The organism is Methylorubrum rhodinum, from assembly GCF_014199935.1.
GTDB classification, from domain to species: Bacteria; Pseudomonadota; Alphaproteobacteria; order Rhizobiales; family Beijerinckiaceae; genus Methylobacterium; species Methylobacterium rhodinum.
Genome location: NZ_JACHOP010000022.1, coordinates 20,934 through 37,424, shown reverse-complemented (window position 1 = coordinate 37,424; position 16,491 = coordinate 20,934). Strand labels below are relative to the sequence as shown.

General features: G+C 71.4%; 19 protein-coding genes. 11 read left to right on the top strand and 8 right to left on the bottom strand.

Annotation, left to right across the window (positions count from 1 at the left end; translation table 11 throughout):
- Positions 1–81: 81 nt before the first annotated feature.
- Complete coding sequence (locus tag HNR00_RS19985) at positions 82–1,515, bottom strand: NAD-dependent succinate-semialdehyde dehydrogenase (RefSeq protein ID WP_183572292.1); 1,434 nt, start codon at positions 1,513–1,515, stop codon at positions 82–84.
- 91 nt (positions 1,516–1,606) lie between these two features.
- The gene (locus HNR00_RS19980; RefSeq protein WP_183572290.1) at positions 1,607–2,392 is read right to left on the bottom strand and encodes a class II glutamine amidotransferase; all 786 of its coding nucleotides are present in this window, start codon (positions 2,390–2,392) and stop codon (positions 1,607–1,609) included.
- 301 nt (positions 2,393–2,693) lie between these two features.
- Between HNR00_RS19980 and HNR00_RS19975 the strand changes: the two genes are divergently transcribed.
- Positions 2,694–3,080, top strand: a complete 387-nt coding sequence (locus HNR00_RS19975) for a response regulator (RefSeq protein WP_183572288.1) — start codon at positions 2,694–2,696, stop codon at positions 3,078–3,080.
- Between the two features lie 87 nt (positions 3,081–3,167).
- Here HNR00_RS19975 and rpsU read toward each other — a convergent pair whose 3' ends face one another.
- Complete coding sequence (rpsU, locus tag HNR00_RS19970) at positions 3,168–3,479, bottom strand: 30S ribosomal protein S21 (protein WP_183572286.1); 312 nt, start codon at positions 3,477–3,479, stop codon at positions 3,168–3,170.
- A 473-nt stretch (positions 3,480–3,952) separates the two neighbouring features.
- The gene (locus HNR00_RS19965) at positions 3,953–5,167 is read right to left on the bottom strand and encodes a polyhydroxyalkanoate depolymerase (protein ID WP_183572284.1); all 1,215 of its coding nucleotides are present in this window, start codon (positions 5,165–5,167) and stop codon (positions 3,953–3,955) included.
- 387 nt (positions 5,168–5,554) lie between these two features.
- On the opposite strand from HNR00_RS19965, the gene HNR00_RS19960 reads away from it, so the two are divergent.
- A complete protein-coding gene (locus tag HNR00_RS19960; RefSeq protein ID WP_183572282.1) occupies positions 5,555–6,211 on the top strand; it encodes a glutathione S-transferase family protein in 657 nt (218 codons plus the stop codon).
- 9 nt (positions 6,212–6,220) lie between these two features.
- Here the strand turns inward: HNR00_RS19960 and HNR00_RS19955 are convergent, their stop codons facing one another.
- Both HNR00_RS19955 and HNR00_RS19950 read right to left on the bottom strand, forming a co-directional pair.
- On the bottom strand, positions 6,221–7,714 hold the full coding sequence (locus HNR00_RS19955) for an ATP-binding protein (protein ID WP_183572280.1): 1,494 nt from the start codon (positions 7,712–7,714) through the stop codon (positions 6,221–6,223).
- Positions 7,711–8,433, bottom strand: coding sequence for a response regulator (locus HNR00_RS19950; protein WP_183572278.1), 723 nt, complete (start codon positions 8,431–8,433; stop codon positions 7,711–7,713). Before HNR00_RS19950 ends, HNR00_RS19955 begins: the two co-directional genes overlap by 4 nt.
- Before the next feature lie 248 nt (positions 8,434–8,681).
- Between HNR00_RS19950 and HNR00_RS19945 the strand changes: the two genes are divergently transcribed.
- From HNR00_RS19945 to HNR00_RS19920, 6 genes are all read left to right on the top strand, one after another.
- Positions 8,682–9,056, top strand: coding sequence for a type II toxin-antitoxin system RelE/ParE family toxin (locus tag HNR00_RS19945; RefSeq protein WP_183572276.1), 375 nt, complete (start codon positions 8,682–8,684; stop codon positions 9,054–9,056).
- Entirely contained in the window at positions 9,056–9,352 is a 297-nt protein-coding gene (locus HNR00_RS19940) for a helix-turn-helix domain-containing protein (protein WP_183572274.1), read from the top strand. Before HNR00_RS19945 ends, HNR00_RS19940 begins: the two co-directional genes overlap by 1 nt.
- A gap of 92 nt (positions 9,353–9,444) precedes the next feature.
- Positions 9,445–9,726, top strand: coding sequence for an accessory factor UbiK family protein (locus HNR00_RS19935; protein WP_056238943.1), 282 nt, complete (start codon positions 9,445–9,447; stop codon positions 9,724–9,726).
- A gap of 394 nt (positions 9,727–10,120) precedes the next feature.
- Entirely contained in the window at positions 10,121–10,627 is a 507-nt protein-coding gene (locus HNR00_RS19930; protein ID WP_183572272.1) for a type III secretion system chaperone family protein, read from the top strand.
- Positions 10,628–10,658: 31 nt separating this feature from the next.
- The gene (gene proC, locus HNR00_RS19925) at positions 10,659–11,504 is read left to right on the top strand and encodes a pyrroline-5-carboxylate reductase (protein ID WP_183572270.1); all 846 of its coding nucleotides are present in this window, start codon (positions 10,659–10,661) and stop codon (positions 11,502–11,504) included.
- A gap of 71 nt (positions 11,505–11,575) precedes the next feature.
- On the top strand, positions 11,576–12,349 hold the full coding sequence (locus tag HNR00_RS19920) for a TetR/AcrR family transcriptional regulator (RefSeq protein WP_183572268.1): 774 nt from the start codon (positions 11,576–11,578) through the stop codon (positions 12,347–12,349).
- An 8-nt stretch (positions 12,350–12,357) separates the two neighbouring features.
- Here the strand turns inward: HNR00_RS19920 and HNR00_RS19915 are convergent, their stop codons facing one another.
- Complete coding sequence (locus HNR00_RS19915; protein WP_183572267.1) at positions 12,358–13,257, bottom strand: LysR substrate-binding domain-containing protein; 900 nt, start codon at positions 13,255–13,257, stop codon at positions 12,358–12,360.
- Positions 13,258–13,370: 113 nt separating this feature from the next.
- Here HNR00_RS19915 and HNR00_RS19910 point away from each other — a divergent pair, with 113 nt between their 5' ends.
- Positions 13,371–13,586: a hypothetical protein gene (locus tag HNR00_RS19910; RefSeq protein ID WP_183572265.1), complete on the top strand. Its 216-nt coding sequence runs from the start codon at positions 13,371–13,373 to the stop codon at positions 13,584–13,586.
- Between the two features lie 130 nt (positions 13,587–13,716).
- Positions 13,717–14,469, top strand: a complete 753-nt coding sequence (locus tag HNR00_RS19905) for a sulfite exporter TauE/SafE family protein (protein ID WP_183572263.1) — start codon at positions 13,717–13,719, stop codon at positions 14,467–14,469.
- Positions 14,470–14,500: 31 nt separating this feature from the next.
- Here the strand turns inward: HNR00_RS19905 and HNR00_RS19900 are convergent, their stop codons facing one another.
- Positions 14,501–15,403, bottom strand: a complete 903-nt coding sequence (locus HNR00_RS19900; RefSeq protein ID WP_183572261.1) for a LysR family transcriptional regulator — start codon at positions 15,401–15,403, stop codon at positions 14,501–14,503.
- A gap of 97 nt (positions 15,404–15,500) precedes the next feature.
- On the opposite strand from HNR00_RS19900, the gene HNR00_RS19895 reads away from it, so the two are divergent.
- Positions 15,501–16,448 carry an alpha/beta fold hydrolase gene (locus tag HNR00_RS19895; protein ID WP_312886085.1) on the top strand — a complete coding sequence of 316 codons (948 nt, stop codon included), beginning with the start codon at positions 15,501–15,503 and terminating at the stop codon, positions 16,446–16,448.
- Positions 16,449–16,491: the final 43 nt, after the last annotated feature.

The following is a 16,491-nucleotide window of genomic DNA, read 5'->3' as shown; positions in this document are numbered from 1 at the left end:
GTCGCGGGCAGCCGTGGATTCCGGGTTCGCCTGCGGCGCCCCGGAACGACGGTGGTGGGTGATCGAGCCCGCAATAACCCGTCAGGCGCTGGCCTGGGTGACGAACTTCGTCGTCAGATACGCCTCGATCGCCTCCGAGCCGCCCTCGCTGCCGTAGCCGGATTCCTTGACGCCGCCGAAGGGCGTCTCGGGGAGCGCGATGCCGTGGTGGTTGATCGAGACCATGCCGGCTTCGACGCCCGCGCCGACGCGGGTCGCCCGTGCCCCGGAGCGGGTATAGGCGTAGGCCGCGAGGCCGTAGGGCAGGCGGTTGGCTTCCGACAGCGCCTCGTCGTCGGCGGAAAAACGTCTGATCGCGGCGATGGGGCCGAACGGCTCCTCGTTCATGATGCGGGCATCATACGGCACGTCGGTGAAGACGGTCGGCTCGAAGAAGTGGCCGCGGTTGCCGATGCGCTTGCCGCCGGTCATGAGCCGGGCACCCTTGGCCTCGGCATCGGCCACGAAGGCCTCCATCGCCTCGACCCTCCGGCCGTGGACCAGCGGGCCCATCTGCGTGTCGGGATCGAGCCCGTCGCCGACGACGAGCCCTTTCGAGGCCGCGATGAACCCATCGACGAAGCGGTCGTAGACGCTCTCCTGCACGAGGAAGCGGGTCGGGGCGACGCAGACCTGGCCGGCATTGCGGTACTTGTTGGCCGAGAGCACCCGCACGGCCTGATCCACGTCGGCGTCGTCGAAGACGATCGCGGGCGCGTGGCCGCCGAGTTCCATCGTCGCCCGCTTCATGTGGCGGCCGGCCAATGCGGCGAGTTCCTTGCCCACCGCGGTCGAGCCCGTGAAGGTGATCTTGCGGATGACCGGATGCGGGATGAGATGGCCGGAGATCGCGGCCGGATCGCCGTAGACGAGGCCGAGCGCGTCGGGCGGCACGCCCGCGTCGAGGAAGGCCCGGACCAGCTCGGCGCAGGAGGCCGGGGTGTCCTCGGGGCCCTTCAGGACCACCGAACAGCCGGTGCAGAGCGCGGCGGAGATCTTTCGCACCGCCTGATTGATCGGGAAGTTCCAGGGCGTGAAGGCCGCGACCGGGCCGACCGGCTCGCGCACGACGATCTGCAGCACGCCCTCGGCGCGCGCCGGGATGACCCGGCCGTAGGCGCGCCGGCCCTCTTCGGCGAACCACTCGATGATGTCGGCGGCGACCCCGGTCTCGATGCGGGCCTCGGCCAGCGGCTTGCCCTGCTCGCGGGTCATGGTGCGGGCGATCGCCTCGGTCCGCTCGCGCATCAGGCTGGCGGCCCGGCGCAGCACCTTTCCGCGCTCGAACGCCGAGACCTTGCGCCATGCGGAAAAACCGCGTTCGGCGGCGGCGAGCGCTTCGTCGAGGTCGCTCCGCGTCGCCACCGCGACCCGGCCGATGCTCTCGCCGGTGGCGGGGTTGAGGATCGGCAGGCTCTCGCCCGCGCCGCCCTGGCGCCAGCTTCCGGCGATGTGCAGCGAAACGTCGAGATCCATGGGCCGACTCCTGAACGGGAAACGGCCCTTATCTAGGCGAGCCGCCCCGGCTTGGGGACCGGCACGGCTGGAAGGCTGGATTTACGAAAAATCAAGCCGCCGCGCGCCCGGCCTCCGGCCGGCTCACCACCGCGCCAAAACCCCGGCGGGCCCGGAGCGTGCCGCCCTTGGGCACCACCTGCCAGCCCTCGCGGCAGCCGTCGATCGGCTCGGAGACGACGGTGAGGCCGCGCTCGCTCTCGCGGTAGTAGAGGCTCGGCGGGCGCCCGTCGCAGGCCCAGCGGAAGGCGGTGAGGCTGTCGCCGTCGGTGAGCACGGCGGTGAAGCGGAAGGCCTCCGCGATCCGGGCCGCCTGCATCAGGTCGCGCACGGTGGCGCAGGTCGCCTCCATGGCGGCGACCGGGTCGGATTCGAGCCCGTTGGCCAGCGCCAGCAGGAAGATCGCCTCGGAATCGGTGGTGCCGCGGCGGGTGTCGTAGAGGTCGTCCGGGATCAGCGCCTCCAGGCGACGCTTGATCCGGTGATAGCCGCCGATCTGGCCGTTGTGCATGAACAGGTGGCGGCCATGCGCGAAGGGATGGCAGTTCGCCCGCGTCGTCGCGGTGCCGGTCGCCGCCCGCACATGGGCGAAGAAGGTCTTGGCCCGCACCTGGCGGCACAGGTTGACCAGATTGTCGTCCGACCAGGCCGGGCAGACGTCGCGGTAGAGGCCGGGCTCGGCGTGCTCGCCGTACCAGCCGATGCCGAAGCCGTCGCCGTTGGTCTCCGTCTTCGCCTCGGCCGCGTGGAGCGACTGATGCACCAGCGAGTGCGTCGGGGCGCAGACGAGCTCGTTCAGGAAGACAGGCTCACCGAGATAGGCGAGGAATCGGCACATGGCGGGACGTCGGCCTCCTTTGCCTCCTGGGCCCGGCTATGCAAGCCGCGGTCCGAACCGCCCCGCTCGCGTCACCGGAGTGTAACAATTCGCGTCCCAGCGTGAACAGTCCGTTAAGAAAGACTCTTCCGGCGGAGGCCGGACGGGGCGACGATCCGCCTTGAACCATTCATCCGCCCACCTGTTGTCGCGGGGCAAACATCGTCGCAGAGTGGCGATGCAGCGTTCCCGTCCGCGTCTCGCCCGTCCGGCGCCGCGTTCTCCCCGCGCCGGCCTCTTTGTCATCGCCAGAGGAGGCAGCATGCCCCAATCTCCGTCCGACTGTCCCGTCGCGCTCGTCGTCGAGGACGACGAGGCCGCCCGCGATCTCGCCGCGGCCCTGATCGAGGAGACCGATCTCGACGTGATCGCCTGTTCGAGCGCGGAGGACGCGCTGGCGGTGCTGGAGCGGGGCGACGTGACTGTCGCGATGGTGGTGGCCGACACGCGGCTCGCCGGAAAGATGGACGGGGCGGCGCTCGCCCGCACGGTCGGGGACCGCTGGCCGCAGGTGCGGCTCGTGGTGACCTCGCAGGGCAAGGCCCGCGCCGACCTGCCGCCGCGCGCCGTCTACATGAGCAAGCCGTGGCTCCCCCTCGATCTGCTGCGGCAGGCCGAGCGCGCCACCCTCACGGCCCGCGCCGCCTGAGCCTTCCGGACACGAAAAAGGCCCCGCCGGCGGCGGGGCCTTTTTCGTGTCGACGTGAAGACCGGCGCCGAGGGCCGGCCTCGAATATCAGGACGCGGCGGCGGGCGTCGGGGCGGCGGCGGCCGGCTGCTGCGAGAAGCTCGGGGCGCCGGGGCGGCGGGGCGCGCCGGTACGGGGCTTGGGCTTCGGCGCGGCGATCAGGCCCTCGCGGATCGCGGTCTTGCGGGCCTGCTTGCGGGCGCGGCGGACGGCCTCGGCCTTCTCGCGGGCCTTGCGCACGGACGGCTTCTCGTAGGCCTTGCGCTGCTTCATCTCGCGGAAGATGCCCTCGCGCTGCATCTTCTTCTTGAGGACGCGGAGCGCCTGATCGACGTTGTTATCGCGGACGAGTACCTGCAACGGAATCAACCCCTGAGTTTCGCTGTTTCGGACCGCGCCGGCCTCGGATTCCCGGCCGGACCGGGAAAAAGCCGTCGGGCGCCCCGGTCCCCGGTTTCCTTCCGGGAGAGGCGTCGCGACGGCGGCCGAATCGGCGCGAAGAATTGCACCTGGGCGCGCGACATACACGAAGCCGGCTGTGGTTGGAAGGGTGCCGGAAAGACAAGGCCTTCCGAAAGTTTGTCCCCACGCAGATTTTGGGCCTTTGCGGGGTAGTCGCGGAGGGCCAAGGCCTCAGCGAGCGTAGGCTTCGTACGATGGAACTTAGCCGGCCGAATCCCCCGCCGTCATTCCGGGGCGCCGAAAGCGAGACCGGAATCCACCCGTGATGCGACGCCCTGCAACCCGCCGAGGCCAGTCGTGGATTCCGGGTTCTCGCCTGTGGCGAGCCCCGGAATGACGGCGTAGAGGAGCGAACGGCCGCCCCGCCCGCCTCACGCGTGCGCGGCGATGAAGTTGCGCACGAGCGGGTAGGTCTGGCTCTCCCACCTGCGGCCGGAGAACACGCCGTAATGGCCCACGCCGGGCTGGAGGTGATGGCTCTTCATGTGCGGCGGCAGGCCGGAGCAGAGGTCGTGGGCCGCCATGGTCTGGCCCACCGCGCAGATGTCGTCGCGCTCGCCCTCGACCGTCAGCAGCGCGGTGCGCCGGATCGCGCCCATGTCGATCCGCTCGCCGCGATAGGTCAACTCGTTGCGCGCCAGCGTGTAGTCCTGGAACACGGTCCGGACGGTCTCGAGGTAGAACTCGGCGGTGAGGTCCAGCACGGCGAAATACTCGTCGTAGAAGGCCTCGACGGCGCGCGCTTTCTCCCCCTCCCCGTCGACGTAGTGCCAGAACAGGTCCCTGTGCGCGTCTTGATGGCGCTTGGCGTTCATCGCCATGAAGGCCGAGACCTGCATGTAGCCGGGATAGACCCGCCGCCCCGCGCCCTTGTGGCGGCCCGAGACCGTGGCGATCAGGTTCTTCTCGAACCACTCGATCGGCTTCGAGGTGGCGAGGTGGTTCACCGAGGTCGGGCTGATGCGGCAATCGACGGGGCCGGCCATCAGCGTCATGCTGCGGGGCTGGACCGGGTTCCTGGTGTGCGCCATCACGGCCGCCGCGGCGAGCGCCTGCACGGTGGGCTGGCACACCGCCATGAGGTGGGCGCCCTCGCCGATCGCCTCCATGAAGCGCACGATGTGATCGACGTAGTCGTCGAAGCCGAAGCGGCCTTCCGAGAGCGGCACGTCGCGGGCGTTGTGCCAGTCGGTGATGTAGACGTCGTGGTCGGGCAGGAGCGTGCGCACGGTGCCGCGCAGGAGCGTGGCGAAGTGGCCCGAGAGGGGGGCGAGCAGCAGCACCTTGGGCTGGGCGCTGTCGATGTCCTTGCGGAAGCGCAAGAGCGTGCCGAACGGCGTGGCCAGCACCGGCTCCTCGATCACCGGCACCTCGCGGTTGCCGACCGTGACGGCGTTGATGCCGTAGGCCGGCCGCGCGAAGGTGAGCCCGGCCCGCATCATCATCCGGGCGCCCGCCGACCACCATTTGGCGTTATGATGCCAGGGCGTGCGCATCCAGGGCGCGGCGGCCTCGTGGAGGAGGCTCCCCCACTGGCGCGTGTGCCGGGCGATGTCCGATTGGGCATCGAAGGCTTGATACAGCATCGGGTCACACTCCCCAGCACGAACGTCCCGATGCCCGGCGTCGTCCGCTGCACTTCTTCAAGTCGCGGCCGCCGCCCCCAACGCCGCGATCTCGGACGGTCCAGGCTAAGCCGTTCGCAAAACCGCGCAACCGACCAAAAGTACACAGATGCTACCTGTGTCGTGGATGCATCACATCGCGCCGACCGCTCCCGGGAGAACGTCGTTTCCTCGTGTCGCACGAGTGGCTTGAGCCGGGCTTGCGCCGGGCCGTGCCTCCGGCCCGACCCATCCCTGGCAAGGCGCTTGCCAAGTCCTTCGAAAAGCCAAGTCGTTCGAAAAGATCCTTGCCAACCATCCGGCACAAGTCTTGGATCGGCCTCCGCCGGGACGATGCGGGGGGACACCATGGCCGAGGCGACGCTCACGATCTCCAGCCGGAATTATAGTTCATGGTCCCTGCGCGGCTGGCTGCTGTGCCGCATGGCCGGGCTCGACCTCGCGGTGGAGCTGCTGCCGGGTTCCGACGCCTCGACGCGGGCGGAGTTGCTCCACCTCTCGCCGTCCTTTCTCGTGCCGCGGCTCGACCACGGCGGGATCGCGGTCTGGGACGCGCTCGCCATCGCCGAATATCTCAACGAGATCAGGCCCGAGGCCGGCCTGCTGCCGGAGGCGCCCGCCGAGCGCGCCCGCTGCCGCTCGGTCTGCGCGGAGATGCATGGCGGCTTCATCAACCTGCGCTCGGCCCTGCCGATGAACCTGCGCAGCCTCCACCGCGGCTTCAAGATCTTCAACGGCGCCAAGGGCGACATCGAGCGCATCTGCGCGATCTTCGAGGATTGCCTGTCGCGCTCGGGCGGCCCCTACCTGTTCGGGGCGCGCCCGACCATGGCGGACGCGATGTACGCCCCCGTCTGCACGCGCTTCCGCACCTACGACGTCGCCCTGCCCTTCACCTCCGCGACCTACCGCGACACGATCCTCGCCTGGGACCTGCTCAACGAATGGGCAGCACTCGCCGAGGCGGAGCCGGACGAGATCGAGGAACTCGACATGGAGTTTTGAGGGGCGGCCTCAGCCGGCACGGCTGGAGGCCGCGAGCGGCAGCTCGATGCGGGCGCAGAGCCCCCCCACCTTCCCATCCGTCCGGCGATTCTCCAGGGTCAGGCGCCCGCCATGGCCCTCGACGATGGCGAGCACGATCGACAGGCCGAGCCCGAAGCCGGTGGCCGCGTTGAGGTTGCGGGCGCGGTCACCGCGCACGAAGGGCTGGAGCATGGCGTGCCGCTCGGCCTCCGGGATGCCGGGGCCGTCATCGAGCACCTCCACGGCGACGCCGGGGCAGGCCCCCTGCACATCCATCCCCCTTGCAGGCCCCATCCGGATGCGGGCGCCGCCGCCGTACTTCACGGCGTTGTCGACGAGGTTGGTCAGCGCCCGCTGCAGGTCGTCGGGCCGCCCGCGCACGAGGACGTGGCGGCTGCGCTCCAGGCTCACTGCCGCGCCGACATCGGAAAAGCCGTCGCAGACGGTCTGGACCACGGAGGCGAGGTCGATCAGCGCGGGCTCGCCCTCGCTCGCGCTGCCCTGACCGTCGCGCACGTAGGAGAGGGCGGATTCGACGAGGCCGTTCATCTGGTCGAGGTCGCGCAGGGTCATCTCGCGGGCGCGCTCGTCCTCGATGAACTCGGCGCGCAGGCGAAGCCGCGTGATCGGCGTGCGCAGATCGTGGCTGATCGCGGCCAGCATCTGGGTGCGGTCGTCGAGGAGGCGCAGCACGCGGGCGCGCATCCGGTCGAGGGCGCGGGCGAGCGCCAGCACCTCCTCCGGGCCGCGCTTGGGCAGGGGCGGCGCCTCATCGGCGGTGCCGAAGGCCTCCGCGGCGGCAGCGAGGCCGGCGAGCGGCGCGGTGAGCGCCCGCGTCGCCCAGAACAGCAGCAGCAGCAGGCTGACGCCGAGGAAGATCAGGGTGAAGATGAGGGCACCCTGCCCGATCGGCGGGCGCGGGTTGTCGTCGGGGAGCGCCGCCCGCAGCCGGGCCCCCGCAGGGGTGGTCAGCCCGATCTGGAGGAAGCCGGATTCGTGACCCTCGGGGGCGAGGTCGACGAGGGTGAGGCTGCGCCCGAACCCGTCCCGCAGCCGCTCGACCAGGGGATGGCGCTCGAAGGCCGGCTCCTGCGCGCCCTCCCCGACCGGCGGCGCGCCGTCCCGAAGGGCGTCCCACGGGGCGAGGCGCAGGGTCGGCAGGCTGCGGGCGCCCGCGCGCAGGATCGCCTCGCGCTCGGCCGGCTCGGCGGCATCCATCAGCCGCGCCACGGTCGCGAGCCGGGTCGCGGCGACGCCGGGGCGGCCTTCCGCCCGCCACGGCTCGCGGAGGGCCAGCACCGCGACGGTGGCCAGCACGTGCGCGGCCAGCATCGCCGCCACGACGAGGAGCGCGATCTGCCCCGCGGCACTCTTGGGGCGCGGCCAGGCGAGCCGCCGCCGCCGCGGGACGGCGGCGGGCTCCGCGGCGGCGGCCGGCACCGCGGCGGCGGCCGGCACCGCGGAACGGCGTATCGCGCTCATGACCGGGCGATCTCCGGGGCGAACAGGTAGCCGCCGGAGCGGATGGTGCGGATGATCTCGGGGTTGCGCGGATCGCGCTCGATCTTCTGGCGGATGCGCGAGACCAGCACGTCGATGCTGCGCTCGAACGGCCCCGCCGCCCGCCCCTGGGTGAGGTCGAGCAATTGATCGCGCGAAAGAACCCGGCCCGGCCGCAGGCACAGCGCGTGCAGCAGGTCGAACTCCGCGCCCGTGATCGAGAGGCGCGCCCCTTCCGGGCTCAGCACCTGCCGCAGGCCGGCATCGAGCGTCCAGCCGGCGAAGTGGAAGCGGCGCACCCCGTCGCCGTCCTGCGGCTCGGCCCCCTTGCGCCGCAGGATCGCCCGGATGCGCGCCAGAAGTTCGCGCGGGTTGAACGGCTTGCCGAGATAGTCGTCGGCGCCGATCTCCAGCCCGACGATCCGGTCGATTTCTTCGGACTTGGCCGTCAGCATCAGGATCGGCACCTGGGAGGACGCCCGCAGGCGCCGGCACAGGCTCAAGCCGTCCTCGCCCGGCAGCATCAGGTCGAGCACGATGAGGTCGACGCGGGCGTCCGTGAGCACCCGGTCCATCTCGCGCCCGTCCCCGGCCACGCTCACCCGGCACTCGTTGGCCCGCAGGTAGCGGGCGACCAGCGCAGAGATCTCGCGGTCGTCCTCGACGACGAGGATGTGGGGGGTGGGGGCGTTCGCGCTCATGGCGGGAGAAGTCTTACGCCTGCTTAGGCTTGGGCCGGAAGCCAGTGGGGCGAATGGGATTGTAACTGGCGGTTTCGCCGGCGGTGTCGAGAGATGTCGGGCAACAAGGTGGGGCGGGTCGATGAAGTCCGCGGTGCCCTGCCACGGTTCGAGCGGACGGGAGCGACCCTGAACAAGGCGTTTCGCACTCTACGGTATTGCCGCGCTTTCGGCTTGTCCGACATACGGCAATGCCGTACAAATACCGCATGCACGCCGTCCTCACCACCGATACCTTCGAGGCGGATGCCGCCGCGGCCGGGGTGTCGGAGGACGAGATCGTCGCGATGGTGTCGTGGCTGGCTGCCAACCCGCAGGACGGCGCCGTGATGCGGGGCACGGGCGGGGCCCGGAAGGTGCGGTTTGCCGGCAAGGGGAAGGGCAAGTCCGGCGGCTATCGGACGATCCACTATTACGGCGGCGGCGACATCCCGGTCTTCCTGCTCGCGCTCATCGACAAGGGAGAGCGGGACAATCTCTCGAAGGCGGAGCGCAACGCGCTGGCCGTCGAACTCTCGCAACTCGCCGACGACTACCGCGCCGGTGTCGCCGCGCGCCTCGCGACCCTCAGGCGGAGACGATGATGACCAAGCTCGGAGAGCGCCTGCTCAAGAGCGCCAAGGAGGCCAGGGCCATCGCCCGAGGCGAGGCGGAGCCGGCGCGCAGCTTCACCCCGCCCTCGATCGATGTCGCGGCGATCCGCGCGCGGACAGGCCTCTCCCAAGCGCGGTTCGCGCAAAGGTTCGGCCTGTCGCCGAGCGCCATCCGCGACTGGGAACAGCAGCGACGCACGCCCGATCCGGCGGCCCGCACCCTCCTGATGGTGATCGACAAGGAGCCCGACGCGGTCGTGCGCGCGCTCGCCGACGGTTCGGCGTAGCGCGGCCGAGATAAAGCGCTCGATTGCCCCGCCGCCCGCGGATTCTTATGTCGGACCAGCGCCCGGACCGTCTCGGGCCCGGGAGAAGAACCATGCAGAGCCCGAACCGCCTCTTCGACGACGTCGCCCGGCTGTTCACCGACGCCGCCGGGGCGGCCCAGGGGGTGCGCCGCGAGGCCGAGACCCTGATCAAGGGACAGGCCGAGCGCCTGATCCGCGACATGGACGTCGCCACCCGCGAGGAGGTCGACGTGCTGCGCGATCTCGTCGCGGCCCTGCGCAGCCAGAACGACGCGCTCGCCGCCCGCGTCACCGCCCTGGAGGCCCGCCTCGGCAGCGAGGCCGGCACGGCGGGCAGCACGGAAGCCGTCTGATTCTTCGGATGGCTCCGCCGTCGCGGCAGAGGGAAACCCGTGGGACCTCCTCCCGATTTTCTCCCTGCGGCGGGGCCGCGATCCGCACGTCGATGGGAAGCAACACCGTCCGGATTCGGATTTTCTTTGCACAGGAAGCAGCGGTGGACAGCGTTCGTTGCCCACCGCTGATGCCGGGACGACGCTTTGAAGCCCGCCGGGGCTGCGGGCTATAACCGGTTTCAAGACGATTCGCCCCGTCGGGACAGACCGACCGGACCGCGGGGCCAGTACATCCGACCGAAACCCTCCGCAGGACGGAGAGCGACGGGACTCGTCCGGGTTCCGTCACGGCCCTGCTTTGCCCGCCGGCCCGATCGGACGTGGTCCGACCGTGCCGACAACGTGGATCGCCATGACCCAGCTCAGCCTCATCGAAGACAACGACCGGTCCGAGCACCCGATCGACGTGGTCGAGCGTCTCGCCTCGCTGCGCGACTGGATCTTCGACCGGATCGAGACCGACGAGATGTCGGTCTCGGTCTCGGGGCGCTGGGCCGAGTACCACGTCGCCTTCACGTGGATCGAGGAGGTCGAGGCCCTGCACGTCGCTGCCGCCTTCGACCTGAAGGTGCCGGAGCGCCGCCGCGCGGAGATGCTGCGCCTCGTCTCGCTGGTGAACGAGCAGCTCTGGATCGGCCATTTCGACCTGTGGTCGTCCGACAGCGTGGTGATGTTCCGCCACTCGCTCCTGCTCAACGACGGGCTCGCCCCGACCCAAGGGCAGTGCGCGGCCCTGATGAAGGCCTCGACGGATGCCTGCGAGCGCTACTTCCAGGCGTTCCAGTTCGTGCTCTGGGCCGGCAAGTCCGCCCGCGAGGCCCTCGACGCGGTGCTTTTCGAGACCGAAGGCGAGGCTTGATCCCGTAACGATCCGGTGGGATCGAGGGGGCATGACGGACACGCCCGCATCCCTCTCCGGCCCTCTCGCCACCCTGCCCTCCCCCCTGGTCCTCGTCGGCGCCGGCAAGATGGGGGGCGCCCTGCTCCAGGGCTGGCTCGCGGGCGGCCTCGCGCCCGAGGCCACGATCATCGTCGATCCGCAGCCCTCGCCCGAGATCGCCGAACTCTGCACGGCCCGCGGCATCCGGCTCAACCCGGCCCAGCCCGAACCCGCCGGCACCCTGGTGCTCGGCTTCAAGCCGCAGGGGCTGGAGGCCGCCGCGCCCTCGCTCGGCCCCTGGATCGGCGAGGCCACGCTCGTCGTCTCGATCCTCGCCGGCAAGACCATCGCCGACCTCAAGCGCCGCCTGCCCGGCGCCCGCGCGGTCGTGCGCTCGATGCCGAACTTGCCCGCCAGCATCGGCCGCGGCGCCACCGGCGCGGTGGCGAGCCCCGAGGTCGATGCGGATCAGCGCGCGGCGGCCGACGCGCTGCTCGCCAGCGCCGGGATCGTGGCGTGGCTCGACGACGAGGGCCTGATCGATGCGCTCACCGCCGTCTCGGGCTCGGGCCCGGCCTACGTGTTCCTGATGGCGGAAGCGCTGGCGGAAGCCGGGATCGCGGCGGGCCTGCCGGCCGACCTCGCCCAGAATCTCGCCCGCGCCACGGTGGCGGGCGCGGGCGCGCTGCTCGATGCCGATCCGCGCTCGGCAGCGCAGTTGCGCAAGGACGTGACCTCGCCCGGCGGCACCACCGCGGCGGCGCTCGGCGTGCTGATGCGCGAGGGCGGCCTGCCCGATCTCCTGCGCGAGGCGGTCGAGGCCAACCGGCGCCGGGCGGGCGAATTGTCCGGGTGAGGCGAAAAGCGCTGCAAGCGCGCGGGCGGGCACCTACATGGAGGGCGAGCCAAGACACGGAGCCTGATCCCATGGAAGAGACCGGCGAGCCCAAATCCGGGGCCCCGAAGTCCGGAGCCAAGGCCGGCAAGGCGAAACAGAGTGCTGCGCCCGACACAGCCTCCCGCACCAAGCCGAACCCGCGCGAGGCCGCGGTCGAGGCGCTGATGCGGCTCGCCGCGGAGCAGCCCTGGAACGACATCGAGATCGGCGACATCGCCCGCGAGGCGGACCTGTCGCTCGCCGAGCTGCGCGAGCTGTTTCCGTCGAAGGGCGCGGTGCTCGGCGGCCTGTCGCGGATCATCGACCGGGCGGTGCTGGAGGGCGATTCCAGCGATCTGGCCGACGAGCCCGCCCGCGAGCGCCTGTTCGACGTGCTGATGCGCCGCCTCGACGCGATGGCGCCCTACAAGCCGGCCCTGCGGCGGATCTCCTTCGCGCTGCGCGGTGATCCGCTGTCGATGCTGGCGCTCAACGGCGTGGCGCTGAACTCCCACCGCTACATGCTGGCCGCGGCCGGGATCGACACCGAGGGGCCGCTGGGGCGCCTCAAGATCCAGGGCACGGTGGTGGCCTTCGCCCGCACCGTCGAGGTCTGGCTCGACGACGACGATCCGGCATTGGCCCGCACCATGGCCAGGCTCGACCGGGAGATCCGCCGCGGCGAGACCTTCATGGAGCGCGCCGAGGACGCCCGCCGCCTCACCGCGCCGTTGCGCGCCATCGGCCGTGCCCTGATGGAGCGCCGCCCCCGCCGCGAGCGCACGGAGCGGAGCGCCGACGAGGACCCGGCGGCGGCGATCTGACGGAGGCGTCACCCGGTCGCGCCGCCCTCCGCGAGCAGGTGATCCACGAGCTGGCGCGCATGCGCCGGCAGGGCGGAAAAACTGCGGGCGGCGAGCACGAGCCGGCGCGAGGCCCAGGGGTCGGCGAGCGGCACGATCCGGATGCCCGCCGCCTCGCCCGAGCGGAACGCCGCCGCCTCCGGGACGATGGCGATGCCGACCCCGCGGGCGGCCATGCGGCAGACCGCGTCGAGCCCGCCGAGCCGCACCCGCAGCTTGAACGGACGCCCGGCCCGCGCCGCGTGGCCGGCGAGGTAGGCCTGCAGCGAGCGGCCGTGGCTGAGGCCCACGAACGGCTCGTCCAGCACGTCCCGCAGGGCAACCGCCTCCCGCGCCGCCAGGGGATGGCCCTCGGCCACCACGAGGACGAGCCGGTCGGGCCGCAGGGGCCGCGTCTCCAGATCGGCGAGTTCGGTGGTGTCGGCGACGATTCCGAGATCGGCCAGCCCCCCGGCCACCGCATCGACGGTCTCGCGGCTGGTGCGCTCCTCCAGATCGATGTCGACGCTCGGATGCGCCGCGAGGAAACCGGACAAGGCCTCCGGCAGGAAGGCCGCGACGGCCGCCGTCACCGAGAGCAGCCGGACATGGCCGCGCAGGCCGCGGGCATATTGCCCGAGTTCGCCGCGCATCTGTTCGAGCTGCGCCAGCACCGTGCGGGCATGGTGCGCCACCGCGAGCCCCGCCGGCGTCGGGCGCACCCCACGGGGCAGGCGCTCCAAGAGCGGCACGCCGCCGTCGAGTTCCATCCCGCGGATGCGCTCGCTCGCCGAGGCCAGCGCGAGGCCGGCCCGCTCGGCGCCGTGGGTGATGCTCTCGGCCTCGACCACGTGCAGGAACAGGCGGAGATCGGTGAGATCGAAGCGCATCGGACCATGGTCGGCTCATGACGGCGCGAGGACAAGAGCCTTCGGCCCAGCCGAAGGCTGGATGAGGCGAGTTCCGCATTGTCCCCCGCGCCCGTCCCGCCGAAGCTCGGCCCATGGCACGGCAGGCACCCACCCTCGTCTCCGGACGGATGCTTCTGGAGAGCACCGCGATCGTCCTCGCGGCGCTCCTCGCCCTGGTGGCGTTCGCGACGCGCTCGGACGCCGGGCGAAGCTGCGCGGCCCCGACCCGCATCGTCGAGCGCCCGATGGCTGCCTCCGGCCCCGAGCCGGAGACGATCTTTCGAGACGCCCTGCTCCTCGGCGACTGATTCTTTTTGGCGGCTCCGATGCCTCCGCCGATTGCGTGTTCGCTCCGGCTTCGCCTCGCAATGACGGCGCGGGTCTCACACGCCGCCCGGCGCGCGGCTTGAACACGCAAGACGACCCACTGGCAAAAAAATGACCTTCCCCCTCGATCCGTCGGCGCTCGCCATCGCGGCCTTCGCCTTCCTGCTCGCCGGCTTCGTCAAGGGCGTGGTCGGGCTCGGCCTGCCGCCCGTCGCGGTGGGGCTGCTCAGCCTCGTCATGACGCCGGCGGAGGCCGCGGCGATCCTCGTGGTGCCGGCCTTCGTCACCAATGTCTGGCAGCTCGTGGCGGGGCCGCGCTTCGGCGCGCTGGCCAAGAGGCTGTGGCCGCTCCTGGTCGCGAGCACGCTGGCGACGCTCGCGGCCGGCGCCCTGCTGCACGGGCGCTACGGGCGCGAGGCCACCATCGCGCTGGGGCTCGCGCTGATGATCTACGCGGCCTACGGGCTTGCCGCCCTGCGCCTCACCGTGGCGCCCGCCGCCGAGCGCTGGCTCGCCCCCGTGATCGGTGCGGCGACCGGCGTGGTGACGGCGGCGACCGGCGTCTCCTCCTTCCCGGCCGCGCCCTATCTCGGCGCGCTGGGGCTGACCAAGGACGACCTGATCCAGGCGCTGGGCCTGTCGTTTACCGTCTCGACCATCGCGCTCGCCGTGGCGCTGACCGGCACCGGCGTGCTGGGGCCGAAGATCGCGGGCGTCTCGCTGCTGGCGCTGCTGCCGGCCCTCGGCGGCATGTTCGTCGGCGGCTGGGTGCGCGGCCGGGTCAGCGAGCCGGTGTTCCGCAAGATCTTCTATGTCGGCCTGCTCGGGCTCGGGGCGCATCTCGCCGCGCGGGCGGTGTTTTGACGGGTGAGCCGGTTCGGCACGCCTCACGCGATCAGACGATTCCTTCGACGCTCCGCAGCGCCGGGACCATGAAGTCGATGAACGCCCGAACGACCGGCCTCATGAACTTCGTGGAGGGATAGGTCAGGAACAGCTCGCTCGCCCTGACCTCCTCCTGGGGCAGGACGCGGACGAGGCGGCCCGACGCCAGGTGATCGGCCACGAGCAGGTGCTGCGCGGTGCCGATGCCGCGTCCGGCTTCGAGGGCGCCGACGAGCACCTGGGGGTTGTTGGTCGTGAGGACGGGATGCGCCTGCACCTCCGTCGTCGACCGCCCGCGACAGAGCGTGATCGTGCCCTGGCGGGACAGGATCGTGGTGGAGACGATCAGCCCGTGGCGCGCGAGGTCGCGGCGGCTCCGAGGCGTCCCGTTCCGCGCGAGATAGTCGGGCGAGGCGACCAGCAGGCGCCGGCTCGTGCCGATGCGCCGGACGATCAGGTCCTGCGCCTCGGGGCGGCCGACGCGCAGAGCGAGATCGATATTGGCCTCGATCAGATCGACCGCGCGGTCTTCGAGCGTCAGGGAGACCCTCACCGCGGGGTGACGGCCCTGGAAGTCGAAGACGATCCGGCTCAGATGGCGCTCCCCGACGCAGACGGGGCCGTGGATGTGCAGATCGCCCGTGATCGAGCCGGCGCTGCCGCGGACATCCTCGATGGCGGCGTCGATGGTCGAGAGCGCGCCGCTCGTTGTCTCGTAGAGCGCGCGCCCCTGCTCGCTGAGCCGCATCGCGCGGGAGCTTCGCTGCAGGAGACACGCGCCCATCTGACCTTCGAGGTCGCGCAGGATCTTGCTGACGGCGGGCTGCGAGATGCCGAGGTCGCGGGCAGCCGCGGTCATGGAGCCGCGCTCGACGACGCGGACGAAGACCCGCAGGGCGGAGACGGCGTTCATCGATAACCACGGGTTATGGAAACCATGCCCCCGCCACCGATAGTCGGGGTCGCGCAAATCATCAAACTCGCGCCGTCGAAACCGATGGAGCGGGCCCGTGAATCTCGGACGTCGAACCCTTCTGCTCGGCGCGATGGCCGGCTCCCTATTGCCGCGAAGGCGGGCGCTGGGCGAGATCGCTCCAGACCGCGAAGCGGACGCCGCGCCGCTGCCGCCGGGCGGTCGCCATCGCTTCATCGAGGCGAACGGCATCCGGCTCCACGCCGTCACGCTCGGCCAGGGTCCGCCGGTCGTCCTGTTGCACGGCTGGCCGCAGACCTGGTTCGCGTGGCGCGACACGATGGAGCGGCTGTCCGGCTCCTTCACCCTCATCGCCCCGGACCTTCGTGGTATCGGCCTCTCCGAGCGAACCGCAGCGGGCTACGACAAGCGCACGCTCGCCGCCGACATCGCGGCGCTGATCGTCGAGGCGGCCGGTGGCCGGGCCCATGTCGTCGGCCACGACATGGGCGGCAAGGTCGCCTTCGCCCTGGCCTACCTGCATCCCGAGCGCGTCGATCGGCTCGTGATGGTCGATTGCGCGGTGCCCGGCACCGAGAGCGGCGACGCCCTGCGCGGAGGCGCCTGGCACTACGGCTTCCACATGGCGCCCGGATTTCCCGAGATGCTCACGCGCGGCCGCGAGCGCGACTACATCCGTGCGCAGATCAGGGCGTGGTCGCACCGCCCGGATGCGGTGACGGAGGCGGCGATCACGGAATATGCGCGACACTACGCGACGCCCGGCGGCATGACGGCCGGCTTCAACCTCTACCGCGCCCTGCCGGACGACGCCGCGCTCGCCGCCTCGTTCGGCCAGCGCAGGCTCGACATGCCCGTGCTGACGATCGGCGGTCGCCACAGCGTCGGGGACCGTCTCGCCGCCGCGATGCGACCGCGGGCGACACGGCTGGAGAGCCTCGTTGCCGAGGGGAGCGGACATTTCGTGGCCGAGGAGGAGCCGGCGTTCTTCTGCGAACACGTCGGCCGGTTTCTCTCGGCATAGAGCATCGGCCCGAAAGGCGGCTACCAGCTTTCGGGCCGATGCG

Coding starts and splice junctions, on each gene's coding strand:
- HNR00_RS19985 (WP_183572292.1), bottom strand. CDS start 1,515: ATGGATCTCGACGTTTCGCTGCACATCGCCGGAAGCTGGCGCCAGGGC.
- HNR00_RS19980 (WP_183572290.1), bottom strand. CDS start 2,392: ATGTGCCGATTCCTCGCCTATCTCGGTGAGCCTGTCTTCCTGAACGAG.
- HNR00_RS19975 (WP_183572288.1), top strand. CDS start 2,694: ATGCCCCAATCTCCGTCCGACTGTCCCGTCGCGCTCGTCGTCGAGGAC.
- HNR00_RS19965 (WP_183572284.1), bottom strand. CDS start 5,167: ATGCTGTATCAAGCCTTCGATGCCCAATCGGACATCGCCCGGCACACG.
- HNR00_RS19960 (WP_183572282.1), top strand. CDS start 5,555: ATGGCCGAGGCGACGCTCACGATCTCCAGCCGGAATTATAGTTCATGG.
- HNR00_RS19955 (WP_183572280.1), bottom strand. CDS start 7,714: ATGAGCGCGATACGCCGTTCCGCGGTGCCGGCCGCCGCCGCGGTGCCG.
- HNR00_RS19950 (WP_183572278.1), bottom strand. CDS start 8,433: ATGAGCGCGAACGCCCCCACCCCCCACATCCTCGTCGTCGAGGACGAC.
- HNR00_RS19945 (WP_183572276.1), top strand. CDS start 8,682: ATGCACGCCGTCCTCACCACCGATACCTTCGAGGCGGATGCCGCCGCG.
- HNR00_RS19940 (WP_183572274.1), top strand. CDS start 9,056: ATGACCAAGCTCGGAGAGCGCCTGCTCAAGAGCGCCAAGGAGGCCAGG.
- HNR00_RS19935 (WP_056238943.1), top strand. CDS start 9,445: ATGCAGAGCCCGAACCGCCTCTTCGACGACGTCGCCCGGCTGTTCACC.
- HNR00_RS19930 (WP_183572272.1), top strand. CDS start 10,121: ATGACCCAGCTCAGCCTCATCGAAGACAACGACCGGTCCGAGCACCCG.
- proC (WP_183572270.1), top strand. CDS start 10,659: ATGACGGACACGCCCGCATCCCTCTCCGGCCCTCTCGCCACCCTGCCC.
- HNR00_RS19920 (WP_183572268.1), top strand. CDS start 11,576: ATGGAAGAGACCGGCGAGCCCAAATCCGGGGCCCCGAAGTCCGGAGCC.
- HNR00_RS19915 (WP_183572267.1), bottom strand. CDS start 13,257: ATGCGCTTCGATCTCACCGATCTCCGCCTGTTCCTGCACGTGGTCGAG.
- HNR00_RS19910 (WP_183572265.1), top strand. CDS start 13,371: ATGGCACGGCAGGCACCCACCCTCGTCTCCGGACGGATGCTTCTGGAG.
- HNR00_RS19905 (WP_183572263.1), top strand. CDS start 13,717: ATGACCTTCCCCCTCGATCCGTCGGCGCTCGCCATCGCGGCCTTCGCC.
- HNR00_RS19900 (WP_183572261.1), bottom strand. CDS start 15,403: ATGAACGCCGTCTCCGCCCTGCGGGTCTTCGTCCGCGTCGTCGAGCGC.